Source organism: Actinomyces gerencseriae DSM 6844, from assembly GCF_000429265.1.
In the GTDB taxonomy this organism is placed as follows: Bacteria; Actinomycetota; Actinomycetes; order Actinomycetales; family Actinomycetaceae; genus Actinomyces; species Actinomyces gerencseriae.
The window spans coordinates 28,817-40,410 of sequence record NZ_AUBN01000006.1; the positions used below are offsets into that span (position 1 = coordinate 28,817).

9 protein-coding genes are annotated in these 11,594 nt (G+C 69.0%); 5 read left to right on the forward strand and 4 right to left on the reverse strand.

Annotated features, from left to right (window positions below):
• Nucleotides 1–13 precede the first annotated feature (13 nt).
• The 3 genes from G448_RS0101715 to G448_RS0101725 form a co-directional block, all read right to left on the reverse strand.
• Nucleotides 14–850 (reverse strand): class I SAM-dependent methyltransferase, encoded by an 837-nt coding sequence (locus tag G448_RS0101715; RefSeq protein ID WP_026406565.1) that lies wholly within the window; start codon nucleotides 848–850, stop codon nucleotides 14–16.
• A gap of 110 nt (nucleotides 851–960) precedes the next feature.
• Nucleotides 961–1,731, reverse strand: a complete 771-nt coding sequence (locus G448_RS0101720; RefSeq protein ID WP_026406566.1) for a carboxymuconolactone decarboxylase family protein — start codon at nucleotides 1,729–1,731, stop codon at nucleotides 961–963.
• A 284-nt stretch (nucleotides 1,732–2,015) separates the two neighbouring features.
• Entirely contained in the window at nucleotides 2,016–4,466 is a 2,451-nt protein-coding gene (locus G448_RS0101725) for a glycoside hydrolase family 3 N-terminal domain-containing protein (protein WP_026406567.1), read from the reverse strand.
• A gap of 460 nt (nucleotides 4,467–4,926) precedes the next feature.
• On the opposite strand from G448_RS0101725, the gene G448_RS0101730 reads away from it, so the two are divergent.
• Complete coding sequence (locus G448_RS0101730) at nucleotides 4,927–5,568, forward strand: helix-turn-helix domain-containing protein (protein ID WP_026406568.1); 642 nt, start codon at nucleotides 4,927–4,929, stop codon at nucleotides 5,566–5,568.
• Nucleotides 5,569–5,677: 109 nt separating this feature from the next.
• Here G448_RS0101730 and G448_RS0101735 read toward each other — a convergent pair whose 3' ends face one another.
• Nucleotides 5,678–6,637, reverse strand: a complete 960-nt coding sequence (locus G448_RS0101735) for a helix-turn-helix transcriptional regulator (protein WP_026406569.1) — start codon at nucleotides 6,635–6,637, stop codon at nucleotides 5,678–5,680.
• Nucleotides 6,638–6,782: 145 nt separating this feature from the next.
• Here G448_RS0101735 and G448_RS0101740 point away from each other — a divergent pair, with 145 nt between their 5' ends.
• The 4 genes from G448_RS0101740 to G448_RS19145 all read left to right on the forward strand — a co-directional run bounded on the left by G448_RS0101740 (nucleotide 6,783) and on the right by G448_RS19145 (nucleotide 11,201).
• On the forward strand, nucleotides 6,783–7,418 hold the full coding sequence (locus tag G448_RS0101740; RefSeq protein WP_051268520.1) for an MptD family putative ECF transporter S component: 636 nt from the start codon (nucleotides 6,783–6,785) through the stop codon (nucleotides 7,416–7,418).
• A gap of 51 nt (nucleotides 7,419–7,469) precedes the next feature.
• Nucleotides 7,470–8,234 (forward strand): energy-coupling factor transporter transmembrane component T, encoded by a 765-nt coding sequence (locus G448_RS14735; protein ID WP_084436229.1) that lies wholly within the window; start codon nucleotides 7,470–7,472, stop codon nucleotides 8,232–8,234.
• Complete coding sequence (locus G448_RS0101750; RefSeq protein WP_026406571.1) at nucleotides 8,231–9,775, forward strand: ABC transporter ATP-binding protein; 1,545 nt, start codon at nucleotides 8,231–8,233, stop codon at nucleotides 9,773–9,775. The genes G448_RS14735 and G448_RS0101750 overlap by 4 nt, the downstream gene beginning before the upstream one ends.
• Before the next feature lie 844 nt (nucleotides 9,776–10,619).
• The gene (locus G448_RS19145) at nucleotides 10,620–11,201 is read left to right on the forward strand and encodes a class I SAM-dependent methyltransferase (protein WP_084436231.1); all 582 of its coding nucleotides are present in this window, start codon (nucleotides 10,620–10,622) and stop codon (nucleotides 11,199–11,201) included.
• Nucleotides 11,202–11,594 lie beyond the last annotated feature (393 nt).

Consider the following 11,594-nt stretch of genomic DNA (forward strand, 5'->3'; position numbering starts at 1 on the left):
AGTCTCCCAGGCCTCATGCTGCCGCGGCGACCGGTCGCCGGCGAGGCGCACGCATGACGAGGATGCGCGGGGAGAGGCGGCGCGCCGGCGGCAGCCCGAGGAACGGCGCCAGGTGAGGGCGGAAGCGCGCGATCGTGTCGGTGAAGGGGACGTCGTGGAGCAGCGCGTACTCGGGGGCGACCGCCCGGCGGAATTCATCGGCGTCGGAGCACCCGTAGGTGAAGCGCGCCCCCGTGCCCTTGACCGAGTGCTCCCGGCCGTACCTCTGGAACAAGCGCGGCATGAACTCGATGAGGACCGTCGCCCCGGGCAGGCCGGCGGCGATGATCTCCATGAGCCCCCGCAGCTCCTCCTCGACGAGGTACATGGTGAGACCCTCGACGACGACGAGCGCACCACCGGGCGCATCGGCCGTCAGCTGGTCCGGCCAGGTCGAGTCGAGGGCGGAGGCGGCGATCGTGCGATTCCGCTCCCCCTCCCCCAGCAGTCGTCGGCGCATGTCGATGACCTCGGGCAGGTCGAGGTCGTACCAGGTGACGCGCCCGTCGTCGAGGCGCTGGAAACGGGTGTCGAGACCACATGCGATATTGACGACGGTGCAGCCGGGGTGCGTGGCCAGGTATCCGGCCACCAGGGGATCGAATGCGAGCGTGCGCACGACGACCCCGTCGGACATGAGACGGTCGCGCCGGGCCGCGGAGAAGTCGTAGTCGAGCCGGGAGACGAGATCGACGGCGGTCCAGTCCTCGAAGCGCGGATGGGCGGAGACGGTGTGCTCGGCCCTGGCGCAGAGGGTCAGCAGCATGGTCTCACTGGCACCGGTCAGATCCACGGACTCGTGCGCACTCATGGCACCATCCTGCGACGCCGGCACCGGCCCCGCCAGATGCGCCGGTCCGGCGGTCCGGTCCGGCCCACCCGCGCCGCCGGACCGGACCGGTTCCGCACCGCGTCCGGGCCTCAACGGTAGGCCTCCGAGGAGGCGTTCTCGTCGTAGTTCGCCACGAGGACCAGGCCCGACAGGGCATAGGGGCCGCCGATGTAGGGCAGCACCTGGACGAGCGCCGCCGCGACCCTCTGCCTGCTGTTGCCCGCCTTGATCGCCCCGGCGACATGGGGACGCAGCTGGGTGGCCGCCCCGAGGGCGGCGATGGCCACGAGGGCGATCAGCTCGCGCATGGCGATGTCCAGGCCGCTGCGGGTCTCGATGTCGCCGAAGGCCCCCGTGGTCAGCAGGCGCGGGAGGACGCCGTCGAAGGGCTCGGGCAGCGCGGAGAAGACGTCCTTGACCTCGTCGCCGTACAACGGCGCCTGGATGGCGCCGCCCGCCGCCTCCCGCTCCTCGTAGACCACGGTGGCGGCCCCGGGCAGAGGCAGACTCACGTCTTCGGCCGTGAAAACCTCGTTGGCGGTGGCGGCGGCGTTGAGCGTCTTGGGGTAGCCGATGTACGGGGCGCACTGGTAGATGGCCTCGCGCACCTGCAGCGGCGTGGCGCCGGTGTTCAGGGCGGCCTTCACGTGGGCGGCGAGCTGCGGGAGCGTCTGCATGGCGGCCAGCACGGTCACGGTGAGCAGCTCGCGCTCGACGTCGGTCAGGACCCCGGTGGCGAAGACCTCTCCGAAGATCTGGTTCTGGAGGATCTCGTAGAGCTCGGGGTCGGTGGGGTGGGGCGACGGCTCGGTGCCGAACAGACGGGTGAAGGTCTGGTGCGCCTCGGGCGTCAGGGCCATGGTGGTTCTCCTCGGATCTCGGTTTCCCGGTTCATCGGCCTGTGCGCAGAGCATGGCACCCGAGCCGCGCCCACGACAGGCCCTGAGAGGTCCTCGCAGCGCGGCCCTCGGGAGAAGGGCTCCGGATCCCGTCATCGGAGCCGCGCCGCGACGGCCCCGGAGGCCGCCCGCACGGTCCCGCCCGAACGTTGACGGGCCGACCGCCGCCGAGGGCGCCGGGGCCGCTCGCGCCCGCGGCGACGGCCTCCTTCCGGGCCGACCGCCGCCGAGGACGCCGGAGCCGCTCAGCTGCCGGCGAGCGCCCAGACCATGCGCACGACGCGCGCGGCCTGCTTCTCCAGCTCGGAGCGACTCAGCTCGACCTGCTCGTCCTGGCCCCGCAGCGCGGACAGGATCCCCTGCCGGTCGGTCTCGCAGCCGGGCATGAACAGCTCGTTGCCGGCCTTGATGGTCGGCGCGGAGGTGGCCGCCGGGTGCCTCAGGTCGTGGCGGGTCATGCCGGCCACCACCCAGTCGGTCATGACCAGGCCCTCGAAGCCCCACTCGTCGCGCAGAACGGTCTCCAGCAGCTCGGCCGACTCCGAGGTGTGCACGCCGTTGAGGAGGTTGTAGGAGGTCATGATCGCGTGGGGCCGGGCCTCGCGGACGACGATCTCGAAGCTGCGCAGGTACAGGTCGCGGGCCGCGCGCTTGGAGACGTGACTGCACGAGTTCAAGCGGTTCGTCTCCTGGTTGTTGAAGGCGAAGTGCTTGATCGTCACGCCGCGCCCCGGGTGCTTCTGGACGCCGCGGGTGATGCCGGCGGCCACGCGCCCGGCCAGCAGCGGGTCCTCCGAGAGGTACTCGAAGTCGCGCCCGCACAGGATGGAGCGGTGCAGGTTGAAGGCGGGGGCCAGCCACAGATGCGCGCCGAAGTGATCCATCTCGGCGCCCACGAGGTCACCGAGGGCCTCGGCCAGCTCGGGGCTCCAGGACTGGGCGATGGCGGTGCCGATGGGGATGGCGGTGGCGTACTGCTCGACGACGCGCTTCGGGGTGCGGGGCCTGTCCGAGACCCCCATCATGGAGTCGAACATCCCCCGGGACTCCTCGTCCATGAGCTCCTCGAAGCCGGCCGGCATGGACGAGTCCAGCGCGAAGGCGCCGTCGTCGTCGATGCCGACCCTGGGGGCGATGCGCAGGCCCGCCGGGCCGTCGGGCATGATGAGACTGGGCAGGCCCTCGAAGCGGCTGGTGGACTGCCCCGCCGCGCCCACCAGGGTCTGGGCGGCCGAGCCGATGATGGACTGGGACTCGGCCCCGTCCCGGTAGTCGCCGAGCACCATGTAGGACAGCTCGTCATCGGACAGCTTCTCGACGAACTCCAGGGCGTCGGTCAGATCGACCGGCTCGCAGCCGTCCGCCCGGCGCAGGGCGGCGGGCTCGACGGCCAGGCGCGGGGCACCGGCGGGCGCCTCGACGGCGGTGGGGGCGGCCGGCCTCCAGTCGGTGAACCCCGGGTCGCCCAGGACGTCGTGGAGCTCGCGGACGACGGCGGTCTCGGCCAGGTGGACGACGGCGGCGGGAGTGGTGTCGCGGCTGGAGGCGCCCGTGCGGACCACGTAGTCGCCGGCCTCCAGGACCGTGGCCGCCCGGCCCTCGTCGTAGGAGGCGAGGTCGGCCAGGTCGAAGGCGACGGCGACGTCCTGGCTGGAGCCGGGGGCGAGTTCGTCGGACTTCCGGAAGCCCGCGAGCGCCTGATAGGGCTGGTCGAGCTCACCGGCCGGCACCGAGACGTAGACCTGGACGACCTCCTTGCCCGCGCGCCGCCCGGTGTTGGTCACCCGGACCCGGACCGTCACCCGCGAGCCGTCGATCGCCGCGGCCGGCTCGCCGAGCTCGAAGCTCGTGTAGCCCAGGCCGAAGCCGAAGGGGAAGAGCGGGCTGACGCCCTCGGAGTCGAAGTAGCGGTAGCCGACGTACACGCCCTCGCGGTAGTGGGTGTCGTCCGGGTCCCCGAAGTCGCCGACGGTGGAGTAGTCCTCCCAGGCGGCCCAGGTGGTGGACAGCTTGCCGGAGGGGTACGCCGCACCGAGCAGGACGTCGGCGAAGGAGTCGCCGATGGCGGCGCCCAGCTGGGAGAGCAGGAGGATGTTCCTCACGTCCGCCAGGGGGCTCAGGTCGACGACGCCGCCGACGTTGAGGACCAGGAGGAACTTCTCGTAGCGCTCGTTCAGGGCGCGGATGTCGCGGATCTCGGCGTCGGTGAGGAGCACGTCGCCGCGCTCGGGGCGCCGGTCGTTGCCCTCGCCGGAGACCCGGCCGAGCACGTAGACCGCGGCGACGGCGCTCTCGACGCCCTCGGTGTCGAGAGGGAGGTCGTGCTCGGGCTCGGGCATGACGGCGCCCATGCCGTAGACGACGGCGGGCACGCCGGCGGCCTTGGCCCGGGCCTTGAGGTCGGCGATGAAGTCGGCATGGGCCCGCTCGTGGACGGCGTCGTAGGCGTCCAGCCACGCCTTGGTGGTCAGCGTGAAGCCGGCCTTCTCCAGGCCCTCCTCGACGGTGACGACGTGACGGGAGTTGACATCGCCGGATCCGGTGCCGCCCTTGATGGTGCGGCGGGCGCCGGAGCCGTACAGGGCGAGCCGATCGGCTTCGGGCAGGGGGAAGGACCCGTCCGACCTGAGCAGCACCATGGACTCGGGCGCGCTCGTGCGCACGGTGGCGAGATGGTCGATCTCATACTGGTTCATCGGCACGTGGAGCTCCTTTGCTGGTGTCGGCGCCCGCGCGGGGCGCCTCTCGGTACGGTGCGCATCGGTGCGTCTCACTGCGCATCGTCATGGATGATAATGCGATAATAATGTACCGCACGGTCGAATTCCTGCCCAGTGGATTCGCCGTCGGATTCGCGACGCGGACGGCGGCGGTCGCTCGGACCGGCCCCGCACCTGAACGCGCTGCGGCGATGGTCTGGCTCAACGGCTCGAAGCGGGCTCAACCGGTGGTTGAGCCTCTCGCTCCCGGCGGTCCTCCCTCACGAGTCCGGTGATCAACGGATGCGTGCTACCCGTCCGCGGAGGCGGCCGACATCATGGTTCCGGCCGCCGGGCCCGTACCGGCGAACGCCAACGACTCCGGCGCACCGCCGACGAGCGGCGAGCCGAGAGCGAGCAGGAACAATGGAGAACTAAGGAGCACAAGGAGACCACGATGAAGCACTCAGTCGGACGCAATATCGCAAGGCTGCGGCTGTCGCAGGGGATGACGCAGGAACGTCTCGCCCAGCGGATGGGCGTCACACCGCAGGCGGTCAGCAAGTGGGAGAACGATCTCAACTACCCGGACGTGGCCGCGCTGCCCGCCCTGGCGGCGCTGCTCGGCACGAGCGTCGACTCACTGCTGACGGTGCCGGACGACGGCGCAGAGGCAGAACCCGAGGACGCGGTCCCGACACGGGCCGGCCTCACCGCCTCTCCGGCATCGCCGGCCTCGGCGCCCTCCCCGGCTTCGGCGCCCTCCCCGGCAGCACCCGCCTCGACGGACTTCGCCCTCATGAGGCCCGAACCGGCTCCGAAGCAGGATCGGGGCGCCTCCGCGGCCGCCGGGCGCAAGCTCCGCATCGAGATCCGGGGCCCGCGGAACAATGTCGACCTGGCCTTCCCCATGCAGGCCGTCGCCGCCCTCACGAGCCTGACCGCCGCCGTGCCGCAGGTGCGCACCGCCATCGACGCCCACGGCCTCGACCTCGACGCGGTGCTGGCCACCGCCTTCGGCTCCCTCGACGCCGTCGGGAGGAGCACGCTGCTCGACATCACGGACGGCGAGGACCGGGTCCGCCTCTACGTCGAGTGACGGGACTGGCGGTGCCCGGGCCCGGGCGCCGTCCGGACGCGTAGGGCCCGCCCCGTACGACGGGCCCGACGGCGCGCCGGCCGGGCCCCTCCGGGTCTCGGACGCGGCCTCAGATGACGAGCCGCCTGCGGTACTCGCTGGGCAGCATGCCGACCTCGCGCTTGAACAGGGCGGAGAAGCGACTGGCGCAGGTGTAGCCCACGGATCTGGCCACCTGCTCGATGGTGAGGTCGGGCTGTCGCAGCAGGAGCTCCGCCTGACTCATCCGCCTGCCCTGGATGTACCGGGTGACGGTCTGCCCGTTGAGCCGCTTGAAGGTCTCCTTGAACTTCGTGGGACTCATGCACGCGATCCCGGCCAGGTCGCCGATGCGCAGGTCCACGGAGCAGTGGTCGTCGATGTAGCTCACGACGTCGCGCAGGCGCTCGCGATCGGCGGGGCTGAGGCGCCGGCTCTCCACGACCGGACCGCGCCGGGAGCGCTCCACGATGAGGCCCATCGCCTCGAGCACCTTGCCCTCGTAGTAGAGCTCGCTGTGCTCGGGGTCGCCGGGCCGGGGCCACAGGCGGGACAGCAGTGCCCTCATCTCGCGGAACTCGTCGATCGAGCCGAGCGAGACGAAGGCCTGCTCGACGTCCTGGAACTGGCCCGCGTACTCCTTGTCGAGGAACCGCGCCGAGAACTCCGGCGTGATCTCGATGGCGACGCTCTGCACGGGAATGCCGCCGTGGGCCACGCCCTTCCAGGGACCGCCTCCGATGCTCTGACCCCACACGCTGTCGGGCCTGAGCCTGCGGTAGGGGCTGAACTCCTCCCCGGCGATGGACTTGAACCACGTGACCGTGAGATAGCTGGGCGGCTCGACGTCCATCATGAAGTCGCTGCGCATGGTGAAGTCGTGAATGCTGATGCTCCACAGCGCCGGGTCCGGGGAGAGGACGTGGAACCAGCCGGTGCACTCCCGCCCCTCGCACCGGTACGAGTGCCAGAGCCCGCCGAGGCCCTCCGACGACGGCACCTCCGCGAAGCCCGCGCTCCTGAGCATCGAACTGTGCACCGACTTCTCCACGTCGTCGTCCTTTCGACCTATGACGATGAGACGCGATCATACGCCGATAGGACTGGAATGCCTGACGAACGGCGCAGAATCCGCCCCTCGTCCATATACTTCGCAAAAGGTTAGCAATACCTGAGTTAATAGGGAAGGACGAGAATTGAGCACGTCGGCACCGCCATCCCCCGACCCGTCCCCCACCGTCGAGAGCTCCACCCTCACCGCGCGCGACCTCATCACGGTCGGCGTCTTCACCGCCCTCTTCCTCGTCTTCATGGTAGTCGGCAGCGCCCTGTTCGCCCCCAACCCGGTCCTCACGTTCTGGATGCCCGCCGCGGCCGCCCTGCTGACCGGGCCCGTCTACCTGCTTCTCATCGCGAAGGTCCCCAAGCACGGGCCCCTGGCCATCCTGGGCGTGGTCATCGGTGCGATCCTGTTCGTCACGGGCATGTACTGGGGGTGGGCGCTGGCCTCCGCAGTCCTGGGCATCCTGGCCGATATCATCGCCGGCGTCGGCCGGTTCAGGGCCAAGCCCCTCAATCTCATCGCCTTCGTCGTCTACTCGCTGTCCCCCATGGGCTCCTACATCATGCTGTGGGTGAATCCGAGCGGCTACACGGCCTACCTGACCGGCAGGGGCACCGAGCAGGCGTACATGAGCACCATGGAGAGCACGGCCACCGGCTGGATGCTGCCCGCCATGACCCTGGCCACGGTGCTCTGCGCCCTCATCAGCGGCCTGGCCGGCATGCGCCTGCTGCGCAGGCAGTTCGAGCGCGCCGGCATCACGGCCTGAGCATTGCGCGCCGATACCGCCACCACGACGACGCGACGGTTGACGACGCGCATGGCGCAGCAGGTGCACGACCACGGCCGGCCGACGACGCGGGTCGTCCGCACCGGCGAGCGGGTCCATCTCGACCCGCGCACCAAGCTGGCCCTCATCGCGACCATGGCCGTCGCGGTGGCTCTCGCCCCGAGCCTCGCCTACGAGATGCTCCTCATGACGGCAGCCTTCGCCTTCGGCGTGGCACTGGGCAGAACCAGGGCATCCGCGATCATGCTCCTCCTGTACGCGGCGACCATAGCCGCCACCCAGTTCCTGCCGTACCTGGACAGCGTCGCCGCACGCACGACGTTCGGCTCCTTCTTCCTGCTGGTGCGCAAGATCTTCGCCTGCGGGCTCATGGCCTACGCGACCGTGGCCACCACCCAGGTCAACGAGCTCATGAGCTCGCTCGCCCGCCTGCGCGCGCCGCGCGGACTGAGCATCCCCCTGGCCGTGGCCATGCGCTACGCACCCGCGGTCCGCGAGGACTGGGCCTTCATCAGGGACGCCATGCGCATGCGCGGGGTCTCCCCCGGTCCCGCGAGCCTCGTGCGGGCACCGGCGCGCACCATCGATTGCATCTACGTCCCGCTGCTCATGAGCGCCAGCCGCGTGTCCGACGAGCTGTCCATGGCGGCCATCGTGCGCGGCATCGAGAACCCCGTCGCCCGCACCTGCTACCTGCGCATCGCCATGCGCCCGGTGGACTGGTTCATGCTCGCCCTGGGCCTGTGCGCCGTGGCGGGCGCCGTGGTCTGCAGAGTCTGCGGAGCGATGGCATGATCCGATTCGAGCACGCCTCCTTCGCCTACCGCGGGGGCGCCGCCGGGGAGACGGGAGTCAGGGATGCGAGCCTCGACGTGCGCCCCGGCGAGGTGGTGGTCCTGTGCGGGCGCTCCGGGTGCGGCAAGTCCACTCTGCTGCGCATGGTCAACGGGCTCGCCCCGCGCTTCTTCCCCGGCCGGAGGACCGGGAGCGTCCTGCTCGACGGCGAGGAGGTCGGCGGCCTGGCCACCTGGGAGATCGCCACGCGCGCGGGGTCCCTGTTCCAGAACCCCCGCACGCAGTTCTTCAACGTGGACACCACCGGGGAGGCGGCCTTCGCCCTGGAGAGCGCCGGCTGGCCGGAGGAGGAGATCCGCGCCCGCGTCGACCGGACCTTCCGCGAGCTGGGCCTGGAGTCCCTGGCGGGACGCAGCATCTTCCGCCTCTCCGGCGGACAGCGCCAGAAGATCGCCTACGCGAGCATCTGGGCTCTGCGGCCGCCGAACCTGCTGCTGGACGAGCCGACGAGCAACCTGGACATGCCCTCCATCGCGGATATCGCGGCCTTCGTCGCGAGCGCCAAGGCATCGGGCCGCTCGATTCTGGTGGCCGAGCACCGACTGGCCTGGCTCTCCGGCATCGCCGATACCTATGTCCACCTCGACGGCGGCCGTATCGAGCGCATGATGGATGCCCGCGAGTTCGCCGAGCTCAGCCCGCAGGAGCTGGACTCCATGGGGCTGCGCACGCGCGACCTCGATGACGTCGCGCCCGCGGGCGGCGCCGGCCCGGTCCCGCCCGGCGACGACGCCAATAGCACCGATAGCACCGATAGCGCGGGCAGGGCCGCCGGCGGCAGAGGCGGCCATGCGGTGCTGTCGGCACGGGGCCTGTCGGTCGACTACGGCCGAGGCCCGGTTTTGCGCGGAGCCGAGGTGGATCTGCGCGCCGGGGAGGTCGTCGCCCTCGCCGGACGCAACGGCGCGGGCAAGACCACGCTGTGCCGCGCCCTGTGCGGCTTCGAGCGCAAGGCGCGGGGGACGGTCCTCCTGGACGGGCGACGGGCGTCGCGCAAGCACCGGACGCGCGCCTCCTCCATGGTCTTCCAGGACGTCAACTACCAGCTGTTCGCCGAGAGCGCCGCGGCCGAGGTCACCTTCGGCCTGTCGCGCCGTCAGGCCAGTGCCGTGGACACGGAGGCCGTCCTGCGCGAGCTCGCCCTGGACTACGTGGCCGGCAGGCACCCGGCGACGCTGTCCGGCGGGCAGAAGCAGCGCCTGGCCGTCGCGGCGTGCGTGGCGGCCGGGAAGCGAGTCCTCGTGTTCGATGAGCCCACGAGCGGGATCGACCTGGACGGGATGCGCCGCGTCGCCCGCCTGCTGAGACGGCTCGCGGACCAGGGCCGCGCGATCCTCGTCATCACCCACGACCTGGAGCTCATCGCGTGCGCCTGCGACCGCGTCCTGCACGTCGAGGACGGCCGCATCGCCGGTCGGGCCCGAGTGCGCGACGACTTCGACGCCGTCCGGGCGATGACGGGGGCCGCCGCCCCAGCGTGAGTGAAGAAGAACAGGGCCGCCCATGAACAACGCCTCGATCGACTTCGCTGGCATCTCCTCCGGGATCGAGCGCACCCCGCCACCAGGGGGTCGGCGGGGTCGGAGCCCAGTCCGCGCCCCGTGACGACCGATTTCGCTAAGCTCCCGGGGAGCGGCCCAACGCCGTGCGGGCCATAATCATCCAGACCCGGGCCCTCCCAGCCCGCTGAGGAAGCATGACCCGACCTCACACCTTTGAACGTTCCCAGAAGCGCGAGCCCCGGCCACGGGAGCAAGCACCGGAATAACAGCCGGTATAGCAGCAGCGAGTATGAACCCCAGCGGTGATATCCTCGCCGAATGAACCCCAAGTCGCGAACCCCTCCCGAGCCACGACAGACTCAACCCCATCCAAGAAAGTCGACCGAGTCGGGAGAGGCCGAAACGAGCGCAACGACCTCAGTAGCACCTCGGAGTTCATTGGCTTCTTCCCGGCAGGCTTGCAGAACGTCATCGAGTCTGTTCTCGAAGCTAATAGCGCCAAATTACTGGACATTGACCAGAGCGCAGTACGCCTCTCGCATCAAGATTCTCTACCCACACAATTGATCCCTTTTTTCAAAAATGTATTCTCCATAGAGGCCTCCACCACCCGGGGACCCCTACCTCATTCCGTCTCGCGACTAACCGCACAACTTGCGAAGAGGGGCATCGCGGGGATACGCAAGGACGAGACCTTTCGAATCATGGCCCGCATAGATGGCCAACTCACGTCCATAGATCGCGCAAGACGCACTACACTGGAAATCATGATTGAAAGCCTCACCGGCACAGGAGTGCATTCTCGGGGCGGCGGAATGGAGTACTGGATCATTGCCGAAAAGGTTGGAAAAATCTATTCTTCGGGACTCGTCTACGGACTCCTGCGGCCCCCGCACCAAATAAAGGGGAACTCGCGCCCAGCCTAGCCTCGCCCCTGATCACCTTGAGTGAGCCTCGTCCCGACGAAGACTTCATTGATCCCTTCGCAGGATCCGGAGGAATCGTACGGCAGCGACTGAAATGGCCAGCAGCACGAGCCCACTTCAACGACCTGAAAACTCATGCTCCTGGGAACTTGATGCGTACAGGCCGAGTGAGCACCTCCTCCTGGGACACTCGCAGACCACCGGCCAGTTTTCATGGCTGTTTCTCGACGATTGTCACAGACCCTCCGTGGGGGGAGTACATGGATATCGGCGGAGATTACCGACAATGGGCGGAGGAGGCCACAACTGGAATGATGCGTCTCCTCAGGACCGAAGGCAGCACAATCGTGCCCCTGAGCAACCGAGCCAACGAAAACATGTGGGTCGCTTCGATAAACGAGTCGCCACTTCACGTCGAGAACCGGATCCCACTACTCATCAACGGCCATCCCGCTTCTTCCATCGTAGCCCGATATTGAGGCCAGCAGCTCCTCGGAATATCTCCATCCGGACATGAACTCCATCCTATAGATCAGGACTCCCAACCCTAACAACAACGCACCCCAAAGGCCTCATATCGGAGTAAAGATATCGTGTTCGCATATTAGACGAGCATGAGCCAGAACGTAAACCCGTCGGCGAATCATCACCACGGGCGCTCAACCATTACGTCCCACCGCTCAAGCGCCCCTGACGCCCGACCTGAAGTTTGACGGCTCTTCGTGCTTGAGGGTGCGATAGGTGGAGTCTATCAAATGTTCACGTAGTTACTTTTAAGTCGGTCCTTGAGGCGCCCGCATGGATGTGGAGCGCACGATGTTTCTCGGACCGGGGGAGTTTTTTCCCGTGAGCCGATAGCATGGAGACCATGC

Coding starts and splice junctions, on each gene's coding strand:
- G448_RS0101715 (WP_026406565.1), bottom strand. CDS start 850: ATGAGTGCGCACGAGTCCGTGGATCTGACCGGTGCCAGTGAGACCATG.
- G448_RS0101720 (WP_026406566.1), bottom strand. CDS start 1,731: ATGGCCCTGACGCCCGAGGCGCACCAGACCTTCACCCGTCTGTTCGGC.
- G448_RS0101725 (WP_026406567.1), bottom strand. CDS start 4,466: ATGAACCAGTATGAGATCGACCATCTCGCCACCGTGCGCACGAGCGCG.
- G448_RS0101730 (WP_026406568.1), top strand. CDS start 4,927: ATGAAGCACTCAGTCGGACGCAATATCGCAAGGCTGCGGCTGTCGCAG.
- G448_RS14735 (WP_084436229.1), top strand. CDS start 7,470: ATGGCGCAGCAGGTGCACGACCACGGCCGGCCGACGACGCGGGTCGTC.
- G448_RS0101750 (WP_026406571.1), top strand. CDS start 8,231: ATGATCCGATTCGAGCACGCCTCCTTCGCCTACCGCGGGGGCGCCGCC.